At 63.3% G+C, this 22,947-nt stretch carries 18 protein-coding genes; 7 read left to right on the top strand and 11 right to left on the bottom strand.

What is annotated here, in order from left to right:
• Window positions 1-744, top strand: coding sequence for a hypothetical protein (locus tag WH299_RS10785; RefSeq protein WP_016975932.1), 744 nt, complete (start codon window positions 1-3; stop codon window positions 742-744).
• A gap of 31 nt (window positions 745-775) precedes the next feature.
• Here the strand turns inward: WH299_RS10785 and WH299_RS10780 are convergent, their stop codons facing one another.
• Window positions 776-1,633 (bottom strand): SDR family oxidoreductase, encoded by an 858-nt coding sequence (locus WH299_RS10780; RefSeq protein ID WP_339550253.1) that lies wholly within the window; start codon window positions 1,631-1,633, stop codon window positions 776-778.
• Between the two features lie 187 nt (window positions 1,634-1,820).
• Here WH299_RS10780 and exbB point away from each other — a divergent pair, with 187 nt between their 5' ends.
• From exbB to WH299_RS10750, 6 genes are all read left to right on the top strand, one after another.
• Complete coding sequence (exbB, locus tag WH299_RS10775) at window positions 1,821-2,801, top strand: tonB-system energizer ExbB (protein ID WP_339550252.1); 981 nt, start codon at window positions 1,821-1,823, stop codon at window positions 2,799-2,801.
• Between the two features lie 6 nt (window positions 2,802-2,807).
• A complete protein-coding gene (exbD, locus tag WH299_RS10770; RefSeq protein WP_003195519.1) occupies window positions 2,808-3,233 on the top strand; it encodes a TonB system transport protein ExbD in 426 nt (141 codons plus the stop codon).
• On the top strand, window positions 3,230-3,979 hold the full coding sequence (locus tag WH299_RS10765) for a TonB family protein (RefSeq protein ID WP_016975935.1): 750 nt from the start codon (window positions 3,230-3,232) through the stop codon (window positions 3,977-3,979). Before exbD ends, WH299_RS10765 begins: the two co-directional genes overlap by 4 nt.
• Before the next feature lie 142 nt (window positions 3,980-4,121).
• On the top strand, window positions 4,122-5,042 hold the full coding sequence (locus WH299_RS10760) for a hydrogen peroxide-inducible genes activator (RefSeq protein WP_016975936.1): 921 nt from the start codon (window positions 4,122-4,124) through the stop codon (window positions 5,040-5,042).
• Between the two features lie 8 nt (window positions 5,043-5,050).
• Window positions 5,051-7,126: an ATP-dependent DNA helicase RecG gene (gene recG, locus WH299_RS10755; protein WP_025999713.1), complete on the top strand. Its 2,076-nt coding sequence runs from the start codon at window positions 5,051-5,053 to the stop codon at window positions 7,124-7,126.
• 77 nt (window positions 7,127-7,203) lie between these two features.
• Window positions 7,204-8,604 carry an aminoacyl-tRNA deacylase and HDOD domain-containing protein gene (locus WH299_RS10750; RefSeq protein ID WP_122729884.1) on the top strand — a complete coding sequence of 467 codons (1,401 nt, stop codon included), beginning with the start codon at window positions 7,204-7,206 and terminating at the stop codon, window positions 8,602-8,604.
• A 129-nt stretch (window positions 8,605-8,733) separates the two neighbouring features.
• Here the strand turns inward: WH299_RS10750 and WH299_RS10745 are convergent, their stop codons facing one another.
• The 10 genes from WH299_RS10745 to WH299_RS10700 all read right to left on the bottom strand — a co-directional run bounded on the left by WH299_RS10745 (window position 8,734) and on the right by WH299_RS10700 (window position 22,944).
• Window positions 8,734-9,108, bottom strand: coding sequence for a hypothetical protein (locus WH299_RS10745; protein WP_010207528.1), 375 nt, complete (start codon window positions 9,106-9,108; stop codon window positions 8,734-8,736).
• Window positions 9,109-9,232: 124 nt separating this feature from the next.
• Entirely contained in the window at window positions 9,233-10,159 is a 927-nt protein-coding gene (tagQ, locus tag WH299_RS10740) for a type VI secretion system-associated lipoprotein TagQ (RefSeq protein ID WP_123474767.1), read from the bottom strand.
• 84 nt (window positions 10,160-10,243) lie between these two features.
• Window positions 10,244-11,953, bottom strand: coding sequence for a formylglycine-generating enzyme family protein (locus WH299_RS10735; protein ID WP_323622933.1), 1,710 nt, complete (start codon window positions 11,951-11,953; stop codon window positions 10,244-10,246).
• Window positions 11,946-13,130: an ABC transporter permease gene (locus WH299_RS10730; RefSeq protein WP_339550251.1), complete on the bottom strand. Its 1,185-nt coding sequence runs from the start codon at window positions 13,128-13,130 to the stop codon at window positions 11,946-11,948. The genes WH299_RS10735 and WH299_RS10730 overlap by 8 nt, the downstream gene beginning before the upstream one ends.
• Window positions 13,130-13,834 (bottom strand): ABC transporter ATP-binding protein, encoded by a 705-nt coding sequence (locus WH299_RS10725; protein WP_323622935.1) that lies wholly within the window; start codon window positions 13,832-13,834, stop codon window positions 13,130-13,132. Before WH299_RS10725 ends, WH299_RS10730 begins: the two co-directional genes overlap by 1 nt.
• Window positions 13,834-16,791: a serine/threonine-protein kinase gene (locus tag WH299_RS10720; RefSeq protein ID WP_339550250.1), complete on the bottom strand. Its 2,958-nt coding sequence runs from the start codon at window positions 16,789-16,791 to the stop codon at window positions 13,834-13,836. Before WH299_RS10720 ends, WH299_RS10725 begins: the two co-directional genes overlap by 1 nt.
• A complete protein-coding gene (locus WH299_RS10715; RefSeq protein ID WP_028618488.1) occupies window positions 16,788-17,507 on the bottom strand; it encodes a PP2C family protein-serine/threonine phosphatase in 720 nt (239 codons plus the stop codon). The genes WH299_RS10720 and WH299_RS10715 overlap by 4 nt, the downstream gene beginning before the upstream one ends.
• Window positions 17,508-18,161 (bottom strand): type VI secretion system-associated protein TagF, encoded by a 654-nt coding sequence (gene tagF / locus WH299_RS10710; RefSeq protein WP_122729895.1) that lies wholly within the window; start codon window positions 18,159-18,161, stop codon window positions 17,508-17,510. It lies immediately after the preceding gene.
• Window positions 18,158-21,658, bottom strand: coding sequence for a type VI secretion system membrane subunit TssM (tssM, locus tag WH299_RS10705; protein ID WP_339550249.1), 3,501 nt, complete (start codon window positions 21,656-21,658; stop codon window positions 18,158-18,160). The genes tagF and tssM overlap by 4 nt, the downstream gene beginning before the upstream one ends.
• A complete protein-coding gene (locus WH299_RS10700; RefSeq protein ID WP_028618491.1) occupies window positions 21,655-22,944 on the bottom strand; it encodes a DotU family type VI secretion system protein in 1,290 nt (429 codons plus the stop codon). Before WH299_RS10700 ends, tssM begins: the two co-directional genes overlap by 4 nt.
• Window positions 22,945-22,947: the final 3 nt, after the last annotated feature.

The following is a 22,947-nucleotide window of genomic DNA, read 5'->3' as shown; positions in this document are numbered from 1 at the left end:
ATGCGCAAAGCGCTTGTAGCCTCATCACTGCTCGCCCTGTTGCTCGGCGGCTGCGCCAGCAACCCTGCCGACCGGGATGTGAGCGGCACCTGGATCAACCAGGTCGCCATCGATGCGGCAGCCAAAGGCGGCCCTTTGCGTGAAGCCCTGCAGAGCTTTGGCCCGAACCTCGAATGGGAGGTCAATACCAAGGCCTCGCAGGCACGCTACTACAACGGTTTTGAAGTAGCGGAAGGCAAATTGCTGGGTGAAAAGTCCGGCGCGTGGAGTGTGGATTTCTACGGCAGCTCCGCCACCGAACTCAAGCGCAAAGGCAAACAGCTGCTGCAAGTGGCCAACGACAACGAGCCTGAACAGCTGTTCGCCCGCCCCAAAGAGCCCGCACCGGAAGGCGCGCCACTGGGCGCAAACTTCGAGCGTGCGCTGTACGCCGCTTATATGGGGGGTGACTGGAAGATCCTCGACGGCTTCGGAAGCGGCGCCATCGTGCAATTCCAGGCCAACGGCAAGGTCGCCGGCCTGCCGAATGTCGATCAGTACTCGCTGTGCCTGGCGGGCGATTGCGCGTCCATGAGCGGTGGCTACGACAGTATCTGGCTGCAGTTGAACGGCCAGGGCAACCCGTGGATCTTTGTGCGCAAAGGCAAGCAGCTGGAGATCTTCCAGGCGATCAATACCGCACAGGCGGATGAGGTGCCTTCGTTTACGCCAGGGCCTCGCCAGTGGTTGCTGGAAAAACAATGATAAAAAAGGAGCCCTTGGGCTCCTTTTTCATTTAACGCTGGCCTTCGAGGATCGCCGCGTAGCCCTCGCGGTAAGTCGGGTACGTCGGCACCCAACCCAACGCCTTGGCTCGGGCATTGCTGCATTGCTTGCTGCCAGCACGCCGCACACTCGCGTCATCAGCCCATTCGGTCACACCCAGATACTCACGCAACCAATCCACCACCTCGGCCAGCGGCGCAGGCGCATCGTCGACGCCGATGTAGACCTTCTCCAGCGAGCCGCCTTTTTCCACATGATGCAACAAAAACGCCAGCAAACCCGCTGCGTCATCTGCGTGAATGCGGTTGCCATATAAAGGTGGGTCGATTGCCACGCGGTAGCCTTGGCGAACCTGAGTCAACAGCCATTCGCGGCCCGGTCCATAGATACCAGTCAGACGCACAATGCTGGCGGGGATGCCACTGTCGAGCGCAACTTGCTCAGCCTCCAACATTACTTGCCCGGAATATCCCTTCGCCTGAGTCTCCGACGTTTCGTCGACCCACTCGCCATTCTGCTGCCCGTAAACGCTGCTGCTGGATACAAACAGCAGGTGCTTAGGCTCCTGCCCGTAGTCGCCCAGCCACTCCAGCACATGTTTCAACCCTTCAACATAAGCAGCGCGATAGCCAGCCTCGTCGTGGTCCGTCGCAGCAGCGCAGTACACCAAGTAATCCACCCCGCCGATCGGCCAGGTGTCAGGGCAATCCTTGTTGAACAGGTTACCGGCAATACCGACCACCCCGTCGGGCAGCCGCGAAATATCGCGGCGCAGGCCATGAACCTCCCATTCCGAGGCGAGCAACTGGCTGGCCAGCCGGCTCCCTACATCGCCACAGCCGGCAATCACAACAGAAGGCGCAGACATCACAAAACTCCGTACTGAAAGGTCTAGGTTAGCCCTCGCGAGTGACCGACGGCCAGAAAAAGGGCAAATAAAGTAACTGTATTACTTCTGTTAACAAGAATTACTTGCAATAATAACCGCCCATTTGTCCTCGACCCCTTGGGTCTGGAAGGACGATCACTCATTTTTTCTCTCAGGTCCGGCCAGCATGACACGTAATACAACCCCCGCTTCGCCAACCAAGCTTCACAGCCCATCCCGCGCCTGGCGCGCGATTGCTGCGCTGCTGTTCAGCGTACTGCTGGCACCGACCGCCGCCTTCGCTGACGCCACCGCACCCACCACCCCGGCTGCCGCCGAGCAAAATGCCGCGGCACCGGCAGCTCCAGTGGCTGCGCCGGCCGCCACCGACCCGGCCCTGGCGGCTGACCCAGCCTCCGCCGAAGACACCGGTGTGGTGTTGGAAGAAGACAACACCCTGGGCATGGCCCATGACCTGTCGCCGTGGGGCATGTACCAGAACGCTGACGTGGTGGTGAAAACCGTGATGATCGGCCTGGCCATCGCCTCGATCATCACCTGGACCATCTGGATCGCCAAAGGCTTCGAGCTGCTGGGCGCCAAACGTCGTCTGCGCACTGAAATCGTCCACCTGAAAAAGGCTACCACCCTCAAGGAAGCCAGCGAAAGCGCGACCAAGAAGGGCACCCTTGCCAACACTCTGGTGCACGACGCGCTGGAAGAAATGCGCCTGTCGGCCAACACCCGCGAAAAAGAAGGCATCAAGGAACGTGTGGCCTTCCGCCTGGAGCGCCTGGTGGCAGCCTGCGGTCGTAACATGAGCAGCGGCACCGGCGTGCTGGCGACCATCGGTTCCACCGCGCCGTTCGTCGGCTTGTTCGGTACCGTGTGGGGCATCATGAACAGCTTCATCGGCATCGCCAAAACCCAGACCACCAACCTTGCCGTCGTTGCCCCTGGCATCGCCGAAGCCCTGCTGGCGACCGCCCTGGGCCTGGTTGCCGCGATTCCTGCGGTGGTGATCTACAACGTCTTCGCCCGTTCGATTGCCGGCTACAAGGCCCAGGTATCGGACGCGTCGGCAGAAGTCCTGCTGCTGGTCAGCCGCGACCTCGATCACCTGCCTACCGAGCGCAGCTCGCAACCGCACATGGTGAAAGTGGGGTAATCGGCCATGGGCCTGCATTTGAATCAAGGCGACGACGAACTCGTCGAGAACCACGAAATCAACGTCACGCCGTTTATCGACGTGATGCTAGTGCTGCTAATCATCTTCATGGTGGCGGCACCGTTGGCGACCGTGGACATCAAGGTCGACCTACCCGCGTCCAGCGCCAAACCTGCGCCACGGCCAGAGAAACCGATCTTCCTCAGCGTCAAGGCGGACCAACGCCTGTTCCTGGGCGAAGAAGAAGTCAAAGCTGAAACCCTGGGCCCCGTGCTCGACGCCAAGACCCAAGGCAAGAAAGACACGACGATCTTCTTCCAGGCTGACAAGGGCGTGGACTACGGCGACCTGATGAGCGTGATGGATGCCCTGCGGGCAGCCGGCTACCTCAAGGTCGGCCTGGTCGGACTTGAGACGGCAGCCAAGAAATGATCACGACGCGCCACAAACTGACGCGTTATGGCACCAGCCTCGCCGTCGTACTGGGCGTGCATGCCGTCGCGATCGCTATCGCGCTTCATTGGTCCGCGCCGCGCACGGTGCAGTTGCCGCCGGCTGCCATGGTCATCGACCTGGCACCGATGCCAGCCCCGCCGCCGCCAGCGCCGCCCAAGGTGGTAACGCCGCCGCAACCGCCTGCACCGGTGGAAGAGCTGCCCCTGCCGAAACTGGCCGAGGCACCCAAGCCAACGATCCAGGTGCCCAAGCCGGTCAAGCCCAAGCCTAAACCGCAGCCGCCGAAGCCTGTGGAGAAGAAGATCGAGCCGCCCAAGGAGAAACCCTCCGAGGATCCGCCGAGCGACGCTCCGCCGACCCAGGCACCGGCTGAGAAATCGGCGCAACCTGTACCAGGCCCTTCTCCGCAGCAAATCGCAGCGAAGGCTTCCTGGGAAGGCACACTGCTGGCTCACTTGCAGAAGTACAAAAAGTACCCGCCAGGCGCGCAGGCCCGTGGCAAGGAAGGCCTGAACCGCCTGAAGTTCGTGGTGGATGCCGAAGGCAACGTGCTGTCCTACGAGTTGGTGGGCCGCTCCGGCAACGCCGACCTGGACCGCGCCACGCTGGACATGATCCGTCGCGCCCAGCCGCTGCCCAAGCCACCGGCAGACATGCTCAAAGGTGGCAGCATCGAGATCGTTGCACCGTTCGTGTACAACATCGAGAAGCGTCGTCGCTGAAAATGAAGGTGGTGAGGGGCAACCCTTACCACCTTCAGCAAAATCTGCGTAACTCCCCGCTCAATCCCCAGCAAAGTTCTGATAACGTGCGTCTATCGATTGCAGCCGGTATGCTTGGCCCGCAACCTCATGGACGCCCGCTATGACTCTTACAGAATTGCGCTACATCGTTACCCTCGCCCAAGAGCAGCACTTCGGCCACGCGGCCGAGCGTTGCCATGTCAGCCAGCCGACGCTGTCGGTGGGCGTGAAAAAGCTTGAAGACGAACTCGGTGTGCTGATTTTCGAGCGCAGCAAGAGCGCCGTGCGCCTAACGCCTGTGGGCGAAGGCATTGTGGCCCAGGCCCAGAAGGTGCTGGAGCAGGCGCAGAGCATTCGCGAACTGGCCCAGGCCGGCAAGAACCAGCTGACCGCACCGCTGAAAGTCGGCGCCATCTACACCGTCGGCCCGTACCTGTTCCCGCACCTGATCCCGCAACTGCACCGCGTCGCGCCGCAGATGCCGTTGTATATCGAAGAAAACTTCACCCACGTGCTGCGCGACAAACTGCGCAACGGCGAGCTGGACGCGATCATCATCGCCCTGCCGTTCAACGAAGCCGACGTGCTGACCCTGCCGCTCTACGACGAACCGTTCTACGTACTGATGCCCGCTTCCCACCCGTGGACGCAAAAGGACACCATCGACGCCGGCCTGCTCAACGACAAGAGCCTGCTGCTGCTGGGCGAAGGCCACTGCTTCCGTGACCAGGTATTGGAAGCCTGCCCGACCCTGACCAAGGGCAACGACGGCGCCAAGCACACCACCGTGGAATCCAGTTCCCTGGAAACCATCCGGCACATGGTCGCCTCCGGCCTGGGCATTTCGATCCTGCCGCTGTCGGCGGTGGACAGCCACCACTACGCCCCCGGCGTGATCGAAGTGCGCCCGCTGACGCCGCCGGTGCCGTTCCGTACCGTGGCGATCGCCTGGCGCGCCAGCTTCCCACGACCGAAAGCGATTGAGATCCTCGCCGACTCGATCCGCCTGTGCTCGGTTGCCAAGCCGACGGCTGCGAGCTAAGCAACGGTATGACTGAGCTGTCGCAGGTGTCGGTGACGGCACTCAAGGGTGTCGGTGAAGCCATGGCCGAGAAGTTGGCCAAGGTCGGCCTGGAAAACCTCCAGGACGTGTTGTTCCACCTGCCCCTGCGCTATCAGGACCGCACCCGCGTGGTGCCCATCGGCCAGTTGCGCCCTGGGCAGGACGCGGTGGTAGAAGGCACGGTCAGCGGCGCCGACGTGGTGATGGGCAAGCGTCGCAGCCTGGTGGTGCGTCTGCAGGACGGCACCGGTGGCCTGAGCCTGCGCTTCTACCATTTCAGCAACGCACAGAAAGAAGGCCTAAAACGCGGCACCCGCGTACGCTGCTACGGCGAAGCGCGGCCTGGTGCATCGGGCCTGGAGATCTATCACCCGGAATACCGCGCCATTACCGGCGATGAACCGCCGCCAGTCGACACCACGCTCACACCGATCTACCCGCTCACCGAAGGCCTGACCCAGCAACGCCTGCGCCAGCTGTGCATGCAGACGCTGACGATGCTCGGCCCGAAAAGCCTGCCCGACTGGCTGCCGCTGGAGCTGGCCCGCGACTATCAACTGGCGTCGCTGGACGATGCGATTCGCTACTTGCATCACCCGCCTGCCGATGCCGATGTCGACGAGCTGGCGCTGGGTCATCACTGGGCCCAGCACCGCCTGGCGTTTGAAGAACTGCTGACCCACCAACTGTCCCAGCAGCGCCTGCGCGAAAGCATGCGTTCCCTGCGTGCGCCGGCGATGCCCAAGGCCACGCGTTTGCCCGCGCAATACCTGGCCAACCTGGGCTTTGCGCCGACCGGCGCCCAACAACGCGTCGGTAATGAAATCGCCTACGACTTAAGCCAGCAGGAACCCATGCTGCGCCTGATCCAGGGCGATGTGGGCGCGGGCAAGACCGTGGTCGCCGCTCTCGCCGCCTTGCAAGCGCTGGAAGCCGGTTACCAAGTGGCGTTGATGGCACCCACCGAAATTCTTGCCGAGCAGCACTTCATCACCTTCAAGCGCTGGCTCGAGCCTCTGGGCCTGGAAGTGGCGTGGCTGGCCGGCAAGCTCAAGGGCAAGGTACGCGCAGCGGCACTGGAGCAGATTGCCGGTGGAGCACCCATGGTGGTGGGCACCCACGCGCTGTTTCAGGATGAAGTGCAATTCAAGAATCTGGCGCTGGTGATCATCGACGAACAACATCGATTCGGCGTGCAACAACGCCTGGCCCTGCGCCAGAAAGGCGTGGGCGGGCGCATGAACCCGCACCAGTTGATCATGACCGCTACGCCGATCCCGCGCACCCTGGCGATGAGCGCCTATGCCGACCTCGACACCTCGATCCTCGACGAACTGCCGCCCGGCCGGACGCCGGTCAACACCGTGTTGGTCACCGACACCCGACGTGTCGAAGTGATCGAGCGCGTGCGCGGCGCCTGTGCCGAAGGGCGCCAGGCGTACTGGGTGTGCACGCTGATCGAAGAGTCCGAAGAGCTAACCTGCCAGGCTGCCGAGACCACCTTTGAGGACCTTACCAGCGCCTTGGGCGAGCTCAAGGTCGGCTTGATCCATGGCCGCATGAAGCCCGCAGAAAAAGCCGCCGTGATGGCCGAATTCAAGGCCGGTAACCTGCAACTGTTGGTGGCTACCACGGTGATCGAGGTCGGTGTGGACGTACCCAACGCCAGCTTGATGATTATCGAGAACCCCGAGCGCCTTGGCCTGGCGCAACTGCACCAGTTGCGCGGCCGGGTCGGCCGGGGCAGCGCCGCCAGCCATTGCGTGCTGCTCTACCACCCGCCGCTGTCACAGATTGGTCGCCAGCGCCTGGGCATCATGCGTGAAACCAACGACGGTTTTATCATTGCCGAAAAAGACCTCGAACTGCGCGGCCCCGGTGAAATGCTCGGCACCCGCCAGACCGGCCTGCTGCAATTCAAGGTCGCCGACCTGATGCGCGACGCTGACCTGCTGCCGGCCGTGCGCGATGCGGCGCAAGCGCTGCTCGAACGTTGGCCGGATCATGTCAGCCCATTGCTGGACCGCTGGCTACGCCATGGGCAGCAATACGGCCAAGTGTGACGCCTGACTCACTTAGTCGACCAACACTTGTATCAAGCTGGTTATACTTCGTGGACTGTAAGAAATTGGATCAGGCCATGTCAGAAGTTGCCCTCGCCACAGCCCCACTGACCGCCCCGCCGGTCATTCGGGCTCTGCTCGCAAAACTCGCCATCCCCTATACGGAAGTCACCGACCTACCGGGCCTGAATCCTGCGCGAAAGGTCCAGGCCGTGTTGCTGGAAGACGCGGTGGGCGCACTGATGGTGCTGTTCCCGCAGAACCAATTGCTCGACCTCAACCGCCTCGCCGAACTCACCGGTCGCCGCCTCACGGCAGTGTCGCCGGATCGCGTCGAACGCATGCTGGGCAAGCACGAACTGAGCCTGTTGCCAGGCCTGCCGCCGCTCACCAGTTCGCCGTGCCTGTACGAAGGCAGCCTGCTCAACGAGCCGAGCCTGCTGGTGCATTCGGGCGAAGCCGGGCTGCTACTGGAAATACCGACCGACACGTTCAAGACGATGCTGACCAAGGCCAGCGCCGGCCACTTCGGCGAGCCGCTGAGCAACATCCGCCCCAACCTTGACCGCCCGAATGATGACCGCGAGGAAATTACCCAGGCGATGCAGGCATTCACCGCCCGCCGCATCCAGCAACGCCTGGAAGCGACCATCGAGATTCCACCGCTGGCCGACACGGCGCAGAAGATCATCAAGCTGCGTGTCGACCCGAATGCCACCATTGATGACATCACCGGCGTGGTCGAAACCGACCCCGCTTTGGCCGCGCAAGTCGTGAGCTGGGCCGCGTCGCCCTACTACGCGTCGCCGGGCAAGATCCGCTCCGTGGAAGACGCCATCGTGCGCGTGCTGGGTTTTGACCTGGTGATCAACCTGGCGCTGGGCCTGGCATTGGGCAAGACCCTGAGCCTGCCCAAGGATCACCCGCACCAGTCCACACCCTACTGGCACCAGTCAATCTACACCGCCGCCGTGATCGAAGGCCTGACCCGCGCTATGCCCCGTGCCCAGCGCCCGGAAGCCGGCCTGACCTACCTCGCGGGCCTGCTGCACAACTTCGGTTACCTGCTGCTGGCTCACGTGTTCCCGCCGCACTTTTCGCTGATCTGCCGTCACCTGGAGGTCAACCCGCACCTGTGCCACAGCTATGTCGAGCAACACCTGCTGGGCATCAGCCGCGAGCAAATCGGTGCGTGGCTGATGCGCTACTGGGACATGCCGGATGAACTGTCCACTGCCCTGCGCTTCCAGCACGATCCGACCTACGATGGTCAGTACGCTGAATACCCGAACCTGGTGTGTCTGGCGGTACGCTTGTTGCGCAGCCGTGGGATTGGCTCCGGGCCGGATGAGGCGATTCCAGATGCGCTGCTGGAGCGGTTGGGGTTGAGCCGTGACAAGGCTGAAGAAGTGGTCGGCAAAGTGTTGGATGCCGAGGTGTTGTTGCGGGAGCTGGCGTCCCAGTTCAGCCAGGGATAAATCCGTCACCTGTCAGACCGCTATCGCAGGCAAGCCAGCTCCCACAGAGACTGCATTCCAAGGTTGGAACCCGGTCAACTGTGGGAGCTGGCTTGCCTGCGATGAATTCACCTCGGTCTGACTGAAAATCTACTTCTTTTTCTTCGGCTTCAAATACTTGGTCAACCCCTGGAACCAGATCACCAGCGCCGGGTTTCCCTTGATCTGGATCGACTTGTCCTGAATCCCCGTCATGAACGCCAATTGCTTGTTCTTCGCCTGCATCGTGGCGAAGCCGTAGGCCGCATCTTTAAAGGCGATGGCGAACGCCGGCGACGGGTGAACACCCGAACGGCTGGTGATGCGCTGGTCTTTGACGATGAAGTGACGGGCAACCTTGCCGTCGAGGGTCTGCAACTGGAATGCCAGGTCTTTATCGCCCAACTGTTGCTGGAAGGCAGGATTGGTGCGGCTGGCTTTGCCCATCATCAGGCCCAGCACCCACAGGAGAAGACGAAATTTCATGCACACGGCCTCGGTGTAATTATTGAGTGGCCGCAGCAGTTTAACGATTTGCAAAAAGAACGCCACCGATCTTGCGCATTAGCGGAAGATCGGCTGGCGTTTGACGCTTATAGCAGCATGTTACTTAAACGTTAGGGCAAGGTACCGGTGCCCAGTCGGCCAGGTTCGGATCGCGGCAGCTGCCTTCGAGCTGGGCCTTGCCGGCGCTGGCGACCTGCTTGCTTTCAGCTTGCTTGGCCTGCACGGTCTGGATGCTCTTCTCGGTGGTGACTGCTTCTTTAGGCACGACTGGCAAGTCTTTCTTCTTCGCGACTTTCGGCGGATTCTTGCCTTTCTTGGCCGGTACAACTGGCGGCGCTACTTCGGCTTGGGCCACGGTCACTACGTCGTTACGCTGCACACCCACTTGTTGCAGGTCTTTTTCGTAGGCCTGGGTGTAGTTGTTCAGGTCTTCGCTGGCTTTGCCGTTGACCGCGACGATCAGGTCATTGGATTCCTTCAGGCCCGCCACGATTTCCGCCAGGCGCTTGCGGCCTTCGGTGTCGTTGACGGTCTTGGCCTTGCGGTCGGCCACCAGCTTGGTGAACGCGCTCTGGTAGCACTGTTGCGACGCTTTGGCGTAGGCGGTGCTGCGGTCGATGTCGGAGGCGCTTTTGTTGAAGTCGGTGGAGTAGGACGCAATGCGCTGGTTGTCATCGCTGATCTGCTTCTGGCGCTCGGTGTAGTAACCCGCCGCGCCGCCGGCCAGGGCGCCGCCCGCTGCACCGATGGCGGCGTTACGGCCACGCTTGTCGGAGTCGCCGGTCAGGGCGCCCAGCAGTGCACCGCCGGCCGCGCCGATGGCTGCGCCGGTGACGACCGACTTGGTCATGTCCGAGTCAGTCGCACGCAGGTGCTGCACCGGCTCATAGCAGTTCGGGTAGTACTCGACCTTGGTGCTCGACGCGACCTTAGAGGCCGGCGACGTGGCACAACCGGTCAACACAGTGCTGAAACCAGCCGCGATCAGCAGCAAGTGACGCTTGGAAACCGCCTTACGGGAAAAAAGCATAGGTGTGTTCTCGTTTAAGTTTGACTTGCCCAGCACGGCCCACCGCCGCCTGAGTCCCTTCCAAGCTCGCCATACAGCCAGCGCTCATCGCTGACCGCTCGCTGCGAGCAATTCCTTCAAGATCGTTGCCGGGTCGGCCCGCTGTTGCTTGCGGTAGTTGCCGACATGGCGAACGAACAGTGTTGCGCGCGTCACCAGGCTCTTACCGAGCACCGGCTTGCGATCCAACTCTTCCTTGATCCGTTGAAACTGCGCCTGAATCACCGCATCGGTGTAACGCGTGCCAGTGGCCAGGTTGTCGATATAGATCGCCACGGCGCCATCGAGCGCGCTACGGCCATTGGCAATCGCCATGTCGAACAGCTGCGCGCTGGCCGCGTCCTTGTTGTCCAGGGACTGTTGGCGGCTCTTCTGCAGGTTGGCCAGGCGGATGTTGTAGTTGGCGATGGTTTCGGCAACCAACGCGGCCGACTGGATCAGGTTGCCCGCCGCCTCCTCGCGTTGCTGGGCGATCAGCGAGACGTTGCGCTTGAGTTCTTCGTTGACCAGCCCCAGCTCGGCTTGCAGCTTGGGGTCGGCGCTGGCGGCGATGATGCTGTCCAGGCGCTTGGTCGGGTCCTGGGCATCGTCGATGGCGTCGGTCAGTGAGGCCAGGCGGCCCTCTTTCTGCCACTGCGCGAACAGCTCCTTGTAGCGTGAACGCGGCGCCGACAAGGCGCCAATCGCCACGCGGAACCCGGTGGTCTCGTTGCTTTGCTCGGTGCCGTCGGCGGCGAACAGCGGGTACTCGCGGCGCATGCCGGTGAACAGCGTGCCCTCGCCTTCCAGGTAGTTGCCACCCTTGACCACAAAGCCGCCGTAGGTGCCCTGACGACGCCCGGCGTGCACCAGTTGGAAGGATTCCTGGACCATTTCCGCCGCGTTGCCGATCACATCGAACAGACCGATCGGGTTGGGCAATTTGGTGCCGATAGGCATCAGGCGCGCGGCCTGGCCGGTACCGCCGGCGACCTGGTTGAACACGGCGTAATCGCCGAGCGGGCCGTCGCTGTCACTGCCTTCAGTACGGCGCGGGAACAGCCGCCCTTCCAGGTCCTGGCGGCTGACGGCATGACCGCCACGCGCGGCGAATTCCCACTCCACTTCGGTGGGCAGGCGCACAAAACCCAAGCCGCCGTCGTCCGCCGAAGAGCCGCGTCCGCTGACCGGCAGCAACTCACGGTGGTATTTCATCAACCAGGCGCTGTACACCGCCGAAAAACGCTCGGCCTCAAAGCGCGACAGCTTCACCTTGGGCAAGCGCCCGGCCATGCCGGTGGGTGCGTCGCACGCAGGCGCGGGTTCACCACTGGCCAACGACTGCGCCTGGGACATCACCTGGGCGTACTGGCGTGCAGTCACTTCGTACTTGCCGATGAAGTACAGCATCGGCTTGAGCGGAGTCTTGGCGTCGGTTTTCGGCATCAACGGCGCGATGATTTTGTTCCAGTCTTTGGGCAGGTCCTTGAGGGTGAACTGGCCATTGATGAAGTCGCGGCGGTAGCCGGAAATGAATGACTGCTGATAGCCCGCCTCGCCTTCGGCAAAGGGGTAGCCGAGGCTGATCTCGCGGTCATCCAGGGTGCCTTGGGCCAACACGTAGGCGTAACGAAACACCATGTTGCCTTCGCACGGCAGCGGTAGGCTGACGTCGCCCTCCAGCGGCTTGGGGTTATCGAGTTTGTCACTCGCCTCATCGGCCCAGGCCATAGAGGCCAGGGTCAGCGCCACACAGGCGCCCAGTAACTTATACATCTCTGATTCCTTCAGAAGCCTGGATCCGCGCCACTCGCCAGCCACCACAGGCCGCCGCCACGGCGCTCACGCCCATGACTGCAGCCAGGGCCAGGCCGTAATGACGCGCCAACAGGTGGCTGGCGTGCTCGCCCGGCGCCTGCACAAATAACGTGTTCAAAGCCGCCTCGGCCAAGCCATACAAGCCGGCACTGAGCACGGCGGCGAAACCTGCGCTGTACAGCGCCTGCACCACCACAAACAACAACAGCCCACCGGTGGAAAACCCCAACAGGCGCAACACCGACAATTCCCGACGCTTACGCACCACGGCGGCCAACGCTCCAGCAAAGATCGCCGCAAACGCCCCCGTCAACGCCAACCCGCAGATCACCCAGAAAACGATCGACAGGTTGCGGCTCAACGACTGCACCTGCGCGATGGTCTGCGCCTGGGTCGACACCAGCAGGTTCTGCCCGACGAAAAACACCCGCAGCGGTTCCACATCGGTGAGGTTGCGCGCATACAGGCGGAATGCCGGGTACACGCGCTGTTCACTCAAACCGACCGCTTCACCCTCCCAGCCCAAGGCCGGCACCGCACGACCATCGCGGTAATCTTCTGCTGCTTCCAGCAATTTCAAATCGGCAAACAGCCCATCACGGGCGAAGGCTTCCAGCGGCAATACCGCCAGCACCTGCAAACGCGTGCGCTGGGCCTCGAAGCGCCCTGCCACTTGCCGTGCAAAGCTGGTCTCCAGCCAATCCCCCGGCCGCGCTGCCAGCTTCTCGGCGGCGGTGTGACTCAGCACGATCTGGTCCAGGCCCCTCGGCACCGGAAGACCCGCCAGCAAGGGATCACCCGATGCGGTCGGCAGCATTTCCAGGGCCAAGGCGCCCACCTGCGCGGTCGCCGCAATTTGTCGCGTGCGCGGGAGTGCAAACGCCACATCGCTGCGCTGGCCGAGTTGCTCGATAAAGGCGCTGCTGAATCGACCACCGCCCAACGGAATAATTTCACGGGTGGCGGGGTCGGTCTGCAAACGTTCGGTCAAACTGCTAACCAGTCCAAATTTCAGGCCGAATAACACCAGCAACGGTGCAATGACGGCGACCAGCGCCAGTACCGAACAAACCGACAGCCAGGCATCGTTGCGATAGTCCTGCCAGGCCAGCGACGCCACCAGACCGAGGCGCATCAGCACACCTCCCCGAGGGTCGCGGTGACGCCGCCGTCGATGTCGCGACGGCAACTGATACGCCGCACCTGCAAGCCACTGGCGCGGGCCAGGGGTTCGTCATGGGTGGCAATCACACAGGCGGCACGGTGTTCGCGCGCCTGGGCCAGCAACGCCTGCATCACGCGCTCGGCATTCAAGGGGTCGAGGGACGCCGTCGGTTCATCCGCCAACACCAATTGCGGCGCATGAGCCAGGGCGCGGGCACAGCTGACGCGCTGGCGCTGGCCCACCGAGAGCGCCGCCGGTTTCTTGGCCAACTGGTCGCTGATTTCCAACTGCTTGGCCAGGCGCGCCACGCTGCCGTCGTCCTTCAAGCCCAACAGTTGCCGTGACAAGGCGATATTGCCGCGCACATCGAGAAACCCCAGCAAACCACCGGTTTGCAGCACATAGCCCAGATGCTGGCTACGCAGCGCGGCCAGCGTGGATTGCTGATCACCGCGCCACAATCCGGCAATGTCCTGCTGATGAAATTCAAACTGCCCGACCTGATCCGGCGCCAATACCAACGCCAGCAAATCCAGCAAGGTGCTTTTGCCACATCCGCTGGGCCCGACAATCGCCAATTGCTCACCCGCACGCAGCGTCAGCGCCGGAATCACCAGGCTGTAGCGCTGGCTGCCGACGCCCCGGCTCTTGTGCACCGCGTTCAGGTTCAGCATCACGGCAACGTCGACAACGGCACGCGGTACAACGCGTCACCCGGCTCGGCATCGCCGAAACGGACCCAGTTGGCCACATCATTGTGGAAGGTTTCGTAGAGGCGGATCTTCGAATCCAGCTCGTCGATAAAGTCTTCCTGCTCGGCCACGCTCAACGACAACCACAGGTCCTGGGTCATGTTCAGCGACTTGCTGCGGTACGGCAGGCCTTCCAGGTATTCACCCAAGATGCCGCCGTCGGCCAGGTTGCCGCCCTTGCGCAGGGCCTGTGGGTCGCGGCTCATATAGGCGGAGGCGCTGGCGATTTCCTGGAAGAAGTCCTTGGGTGAAGTCTGGGTCTTGCGTGCCGCGTCGACGATCAATTTCAGCGACTGCTGCAGGTCATTGAGCTGCAACTTAGTCAGCATCACACACACCTGGAACGCCGGCAGTGCCGGGTTGGTCAGGTCGCGGTCGGCAGTCCAGGCGCTGACCAGTTGCGGTGCCTGACTCGCGGCTTTACGGCCGAGGAAATCCATGTGCATGGCATAACCGACGGCGGCGGACTTATCCGCCAGACTCGGCGCGCTGTTCAACAACGGCACCGGCTGTGGCGTGTTGCTGCGCACTTGATGCACAAGATTGGAGAACACCGTACCGATCTCATCCACACGCTCTCCGAGCTTGCGCACATCACCACCGGGCACCGCCGTGTAGAGGTCGCCGATCTGCGGGTTGGCGTCGGCGGTGAGGATGCGGTACTGGCTCTCGGCGCCGGCATGGGTTTTCTTGCCGGCGTCGGTACGCAGGTGCAGGGCGTAGATCTTGATCTGTTTGCCCAGCGCGGCCTGGCGTACCTCGGCTTCGTTCATCTGGGTGGCAGCGAACGGATCGTTCTTGCGCAGCGCACCGGCATCGGTGACCAGCAGGATGATGCGTCCGCCATAGCCGGACCAATCCATGCCATCCACTGCCTGCATCACGCCGGCGAACGCATCTTCGTTGAACGAATGGCTGGACACAGTGGACGCCTTGACCTGGCGCGCCATGTCGAGGAAACGTTGCGGGTCGCGGCCCTGATCGAGGGTGATCAAGGTCTTGGCGACGTATTCCAGGCCAGGGGTTTTCTTGATGCTGCTGCGAAAGCCGACCATGCCGAAGCTCACGCTGTCCAACTCGCCGCGTTCGCCGATGCGCGTTTGCAGTTCGTGCACCACGTCGCGGATCTGGTCGATATAGGGCTGCATCGACACGGTGGTGTCCACCACCAGCACCACGGCCGTGCGGAAGGCGTCAGCATTGGCGTTGATCACCGGCGTGGCCGGTTTAGCGGCGCTGGTGCCTGGGTCGATGGAGGCCACATTGAGCAACTGCACCGGCTGGCCGTTTTCGTCGAAGCTCTCTTTGGCGTCGAAGATCGGCAGCAGGTAGAACTGGTTTTGCGGCACAGCGCTGGCGGTTGGTTCCAGGGCCAGGATTTGGCTGTTGTCCTCACTGTTTTTCTGCGCCTTGGCCAGTACGCCTTTGGCGGCGGCCGGGTCAGCCAGCAACCTTTCCACTTCAGCGGATTGGCGCAGGAACATTACCGGCGCGCGGCCTGAACGCTCGGTGAACTTGAGCACCAGGCTCTGCTTCCAGTCGCTGACCTGGGACGCAGGCAACCAGCCGTCGCTGCGGCCATCGGTGGCGGCGCCGACGCGTACCCATGGGTTGCCGTCAACGTCCTTACGTTGGTAGACGTAAAGCACGGAAAACGCCGGCAAGGCCTTGCCCGACGCACTGCCGGCGTCCGTTGAAAGCTTGGCGCCAGGTTTGCTGAGGACGCGTTGGAACAGGGTTTTCTTACCCGCCATCAGCAACGGACGCTGGCCGCCATCCACTTCTGCCACAGGCGCCGCCACAGGGGGCACAACCACCGCAGCCGGGGGCTTGGCCACGGGCTCATCGCTGCCGCTCAACCACCAATAACTCGCACCACCAATGGCCAACGCAACCGCCACTGCAACAGCGGCGAGTGCCAACACCGGCCCACGGCGCTGCTCGCTGTGCTGGGTCGGCGGCACCACCGGTTGGCGCACCGGCTGGGGTTTCTCGGTGGGGATCTCGACGGATTCCGGAGTGATACCCGCCAGATCAAAATTCATCGGGATCGGCAACGGCCGCACCAACGTAGCCTCTGGCGATTCCGACGGCAGGTTATCCAACGCCCGCAACAACGCCGCCGCATCCGCGAAGCGCTCCGCCGGATCCTTGGCCAACAGCTTGCGCAGCACCTCCTGATAACGACCGTGGTGCACCGGCAATTCGGGCAGCGGTTCAGTCAGGTGCGCGAGCGCCGTGGAGAGTGCATCAGTGCCGGTGTACGGCAGCTTGCCGACGAGAATCTCGTACAGCACCACACCCAACGCGTACAGGTCGGCGCGACCATCAATCTCCTGGCCCCGCGCCTGCTCTGGGCTCATATAGCTCGGCGTACCCACGGCAAAACCGGCCTGGGTAAATTGAGTGCGATCATCCAGCGACTTGGCGATACCGAAGTCCGACAGCACCGCCGTACCATCGGCGCGGAACAGAATGTTCGCCGGTTTCACATCGCGGTGCACCAGGCCCTGGGCATGGGCATAGCCCAGCGCCGAGGCGATCTGGCGGATCAGCGTGACGCCCTGCTCCGGCGTCATGCCGGCCGCGATGCGCTCCTTGAGCGTACCGTTGGGCAGGTATTCCATGGCCATGTAATACAGCTCACCGACATTGCCGATGTCATGGATGGTCACCGTGTGCGGGTGCGACAAGCGCGCCAGGGTCTTGCCCTCACGCAGGAAGCGTTCGCAGAAGCTCGGGTCAGCCGCCAATGCCGCCGCCATCACCTTCAACGCCACCTTGCGCTCCAGGGAACGCTGGGTCGCCAGGTACACGCTGGCCATGGCGCCTTCGCCGATCTCGCCTTCGATGTCATAACCCGGAATCAGGATGTTCATGCCGATACCTTCACAACGATGGCGGTAATGTTGTCCGGCGCACCCCGGTTGAGCCCCAGGTGCACCAGGCTGCGCACGATTTCATCCGGCGTGTCGTGGCCGAGGACTTCGCGGATCTCATGGTCTTCGACGGTCTTGTTCAGACCATCGCTGCACAGCAAATAGCTGTCACCGGGAGCGATCAGCAGGTCGACCACCGCCAGTTCCAGGTGCGCTTCCACGCCAATCGCACGGGTGACGATATTGGCGCGTGGATGCGTGCGGGCGTCGGCTTCGCTGAGCAGGCCACTGTCTTGCAGGTCTTGCACGTAGCTGTGGTCGCGGGAGATGCCTTCCAGCACGCCGTCGCGCAGGCGGTACAAGCGGCTGTCGCCAGCCCACAGGCAAACGCCGCGCAGGCCACGGGCGGCCAACAACACCACGGTGCTGCCCATCATGGTCACGCCACGATGGGCGGTTTCTTCGCGCACGGCGGCGTTGATGCGCAGCAGGTCGTTGCGCAGCGCCGCCGTGTATTCATCCAGCGAGCGCCCCACCGGCACGCTGCGCAGGCTGTCGACGATCAGGCTGCTCACGTAGTCCCCCGCCGCGTGCCCGCCCATGCCGTCGGCCACCACCCACAGGCGGTTTTCCGGCAGGTCCAGGCAGGCGTCTTCGTTGACCTGGCGGACCATGCCCACATGGCTTTTGCTCGCGGATTTGTACGTCGACCCCATCTACACCACACCTTCTTGTCCGAGCAAAAACTGCGCAAAATCGTCGGCGGCAGGCAGGCCCTGACACCGCAACAAACCAGGGGAAATCGTCTGCGAGCCACGGCCCCACCACAGGCTCGCGCCTTCGCAGGCCTGTTCGGCCAGGGCGGTCAGACGCCCCTGAGGCACGGTGGTAGCCACCCGTTGCAGGCCGGCGAAACGGCTGCCCACGGTACGCGGTTCGCTCGCTGGGAAACCCAGGCCATCGAGGCCTTCATTGAAGCGTTCGAAGGTGGCACCGGCATCCAGGGTGCTGAGCAGCAACGCTTCGGCCTGCTCGAACCAGGTGTCCGGCCCGCCGACCAGGGACGCGGGATTGGTGTCGTGATCGAGCAAGGTCACCACCGCCAGTGGGAAGTAACGCCCGACCCGGTCGATGCTCGGCATCACCACACCCGCCGCCGCGTCCGGTCCGCATACACCCGGCGCCAGCACAAAGCGCCACAACGGGCTGACCAGGTAGGTGTTGAGCCAGTCGCCGCCCAGGCTGCTCTGGCTGGCGAGCAGACCCGCCGCCAACCAGCTGTCCCACGGGCCGATAAAACTCTGGGGTAGTGCGCGGCTGACAAAGTCACCACGACTGGCCAACTTGCCGTAGAAACCCAGCGTCGTCATAGCCGCTCCGGCAGGCTGAAGCCACTGAGCACGCGGCTCTTGAACGGGTTGAAGGCGCTGTTGGCGCGCAGTTCGTAGGCAATGCTCGCACCGTCGACACGCAGGCGCAGGTTGAAGCGGTCCGGGGAATTACCAGCCGTAAGGTCCGATTGCTCCAGCAGGCGGAACCAGGCCCACGGTCCGTCCAGGGTCACGCCGGAACGGCCATTGGCCGACGGCGGCATGATGGAGATACGCACCACGCCAATGCTGCCGGGGTTTGGCCATTGCATCGCCACTGGGCGGCTTGGGCCGTGGTCGTAGCTCAGTTGCTGACCGTCCAGGTCCAGCAGGAACTGGGTGATGGTCGGGTCCATCGACACCGGCTTGAGTTCGAAACGCACGATGGGCTGGGTGCCACCCGAGCGGAAGAACGCATCGCGGATCGTCGCCGCGCGCTGGAAGGTTTGCAGCACGCCCGGAGCAATGCCGAGCTTCTGCGCCGCGCCCGGCTGCCAGCGCCAGGTCTGCGCGGAGGTGTCTACGTAAGGCTGCAGGTATTTGCGGAAGTAGTTGTCCATCACTCCGCCCACGCCGAAGAACTGGCCGAAGTCATCCAGGGTGGCGTCCCGTGCGCTGCCCGGCGACATCGGGTAGCGGCCGGCCAGGGACTGGCGATACACGTTGACCACTTCGCTGACCCAGGCCGCGTTCAGTTGATTGCGCACCCCGCCCATCATGCTGTTGGTGGTGGAATTGACCACCGACTTGACCATGCCCTGCACCAACGGTGGCTGGCGTTCGGCATTCAGGCTGACCCGCGTGGCCGCGGCGGACGCCTGGTTCTTCGCCTCACCGAGCAAGGCATCACCGCTGGCGCCGACCATGGCGCTGACCTGCACATACAGCGCATTCATGTCGGTGAGCAGGCCATCGATGGCCGCTGGCTCGCCTTCATTCTTGCTGACGATGCTGTTGAGTTCGGCAAAGTGTGCGGTCACCGGATCATCCGCAGCAGCAGGTGCATTGGCGGTCGGTTGTTCCTGGCCAAGCAGGCTGCCCAGGCGCTCCTTGAGCTTGTCGACGCCCCCTTCCACCGGTACGCCTTTGGCGGCCAGTTGGCGCTCTTCGGCTTGCAGATCGGTTTCCTTGGCCACCGCCACCAGCAGTTTTTTCAACGGAGAAGTAGGACCGGAAATCACCCGCAATACGTCGGCTGCCTGGGCCACGCTGGTGATCGGCACAAAGTCGATGTCCGCCAGCAAGGCGTCCCACTGACGCTGGTAATCCTGGAAATACAGGCGGCGTACGTCGGCGGCGAGGCTCACCACGTTCTGCTGGTCGGCCTGTTCGTGCCCCAACACCCACTGCTCTTCAGCCAGGGTGCCGGTCTGGTTCAGGCTGCTCAGCAAAAACGCCTGGCGATAGCCCTTGGCGGTGAAGAACCCACTCAACGGCTCGCCCAGCGGTTTGCCACTTTTGCGGCTGAACACCAGCGCCGCATCACGGCCAGCAGCTTCGTTGATGCGAAAGTCAGGGATGCCTTCGGGCAGTTTCTGGCGTTTGACCCGGTCATACACACGCTGGGCCACCGGCAGTTGCTGCAACTGGCGACGCAGGTCGTCGATCAGCCGGGGATCCAGGCGCGCATTCGGCGGATGGCGTTCGAACAGCGACTGCAAGTGCCCGGCCAATGCCTGGCGCTGATCGGCCGGCAAGTCGCGCGGCAGGTTGCGGTCCCAGTCGAGGGCGATCCAGGCCTTGATGAAGTCCGGATCGTAATGCTCGGAATCGGCGAGCATCAGGTAGGCCTTGAGGCCTTCGTAAAGGAAGTCGGAATTGCCGCCGCCGTGCAGTTGTTCTTCGATGCGCGTCACCAGGCGTGGCGCGAACACGGCGATCAACAGCTTGCGGTAGACACTGGCGGACTCGGCTTCAAGCATGTCGCCCTGGTACAGCCCCAGGCCTTCGGACCAGCTCGGCGAGTCGCCGGCCAGGTTCTTCACGGCGTTGAGCAATGGCAGCACCGCGAGGATGTCACGCTGCGCCGGGCTCAGGTTCTGCACGGACTGGCCCAGCGGTGCGACCTTCTGGTCGACCTGGGCGATATACGCCTGATTGGCGCGGTAACTCACCCACCACAAACCGCTGACCACCACGACAGTCGCCACGGTGGCGGCCAGCACGCCGCGTGCAATCCACTTGCGTCGGCGCTCGACCTTGGGGTTCACCCCGACCAGTCCACGCTCGGCAAACGCCACGGCGGTGAAGAGTTTTTCGATGAAGTAACTGCGCCCTGTGCCGCTCTGGCGCGCCAGGTGCTGGCGGTCCAGGTTCATGCTCTGGGCCATCGCACCGATCAGGCGGTCGATCGGGCTGCCTTCCTGGGTGCCGCTGGTGAAATACACACCGCGCAGCAACACGCGCTCTTCAAAGGCATTGGGCTTGAACACGCCTTCGAGGAAGCTTTGCAGGCAATCCTTCAACGCACCGAACTGCTGCGGGAAGCCGTAGATCAGGTCGCGCCGCGCCGGGTCACGCTCCTGTTGCAGGCGTTCGACCAGACGTTCGTTGAGGCGCTGTTCCAGGCCGGCGAACTCGCTTTGCAGATGCGCCAGCGGGCTGTCGCTGTTCTTGCCGTCGTCCAGGGCAAAGGTCATGCCCCACACCTGGGCGCGCTCTTCCTTGCTCAGGTTGTCGAAGAACTCCATGAAGCCCGGCACCAGGTCGAGCTTGGTCAGCATCAGGTAGATCGGGAAGCGCACGCCCAATTGGGTGTACAGCTCCTGGATACGCAAGCGTATGGCGGCGGCATGGGCGGCGCGCTCGGCGTCGGTGCCGAGCAACAGGTCCGACAGGCTGATGGCGATGAAGGCACCGTCGATAGGCCGGCGCGAGCGCTGCTTTTTCAGCAGGTCGAGGAAGCCCAGCCACGCGGCTTTATCCACCGTGGAGTTGCTGTCCTGGGTGGTGTAGCGGCCGGCAGTGTCGAGCAACACAGCCTGATCGGTAAACCACCAATCGCAGTTGCGCGTGCCGCCAACACCACGCACGGCACCGGCGCCCAACTGCGCAGCCAGCGGGAAGTGCAGGCCGGAGTTGACCAGCGCCGTGGTCTTGCCCGAACCCGGCGGGCCGATGATCACGTACCACGGCAACTCGTAGAGGTTGCGGCGTTCATCGCCACCCAGCTTGGCCTTCTTCAGCAGCGCCAGGGCCTCGTCCATGCGCTGGCGCAGGGTGCTGAGTTCTTCGGCGGTGGCGACGCTATTGGGGTCTGCCGGGGTTTCGGCGGCCAGGCTGCGCATCACTTCGGCGGCCTGACGCCGCGCCTGGATGATGCGGAATACGCGGTAGGCAATCCACACCGCGAACACCAGGATGATCAGCGCCCAGCGGCGCCCTTCCGGCACCAGCACGTCGAGCAACGGCCCGACAAACCAGATGATCAGGCTCAGGGCGATCAGGCCCAGCACGGGAATCACCCAGCGAATCATGAAACTGAAAAACGCCTTCACTCGACGCCCTCCGCCAATACGGTGATTTCAACCCGACGATTGCGGGCGCGGCCTTCTGCGGTGGCGTTGGTCGCCACCGGCTCGGTGTCGCTTCGGCCCTCGGCGCTGAAGCGCTCCGCCTGGCCAGTCTTGGCCGCGAGGATTTCCAGCACAGACTTGGCCCGCGCTTCCGACAGCGCCCAGTTGGACGGGAAGCGCAGCGTGGCAATCGGGCGGTTGTCGCTGTGCCCGGTCACGCGTACCTGGCCTTTCACTTTGCGGATGGCATCGGCGATGCGCAGCATCAGCGGTTGGTAGTCATCGACGATGCTGGAGCTGGCGGACGCAAACAGCTCGTCGCCACGGATGGTCACCACTGAACGGTCGACCGCATCTTCCACGGCAACGCGCCCGGCCTTGATGTCTTCCACCAGAAAACCGGCCAGGCGTGGGCGCTCGATCACTTTGGGTTGTGCCACCGGGCGGTCGATGGCCTGCACCGGGATTTCGCCCAACGCGTGAATATTCTTGAACACCGGCTCGGCATCCGACGCCAGCTTCATGCGCAAACCAAACAGCAGCGCCAGCAACAGCGCCACGCCGATAGCCACGGCGATCCACGGCGGCATGAATTGCGCCAGGCGATCCCGCGCCACGGTCACGCCGCGCCAGTGTGGCGACAGTTCACGTTCGTGTTCGCCACGGGCGCTGCGAATGGCGGCGGCCGTGCGCTCGCGCAGGGTTTCCAACTGACTGCGGCCGTCGTTCATTACGCGATAACGGCCTTCAAAACCCAGGCACATGCACAGGTACAGCAGCTCCAGCAGGTACAGGCGTTCCCGTGGACTTTGCAGGCAATGGTCGAGCAACTGAAAGACTTTCTCACCGCCCCAAGCTTCGTTATGCACCGTGATCAGCAGGCTCTGTTTGCCCCAGTCACTGGTGCTGCCCCAAGGCGTACTCAACACCGCTTCATCCAGCGCGGTGCACAGCGCATAACGCGCCAGCAGTACTTCGTTGCGGGCGATACCGGCCGCTTCGGCGCGTTCTTCGAACTGGCGCAGATACGCCAGCAACTGCGCGCGCAGGCTGGCCGGCGCCGGGTGGGCGATGGTGTTGCGCAGGCGCGTCAGCAGGGCCAACAACGGGCCGGCGGCGCTTTCCAGCGGGTTGAGGCCCTGGCTCTTGCCGGTGAGCATCGGCGCGGCCGGCATGGCCAGCGGCGACGGTTCGGCACGCGCAGGTTCCGGCGCCCGGCCACCCGGACGCGGCATGAACTGGGTGCGGTCATCATCATTGGGATGCATCGC

Origin of the sequence: Pseudomonas sp. MYb541, from assembly GCF_037479595.1 — a bacterium.
Taxonomy (GTDB): Bacteria; Pseudomonadota; Gammaproteobacteria; order Pseudomonadales; family Pseudomonadaceae; genus Aquipseudomonas; species Aquipseudomonas canadensis.
Note: the sequence above shows the minus strand (reverse complement) of the source record. Positions and strands in the feature narration are given on the sequence as shown.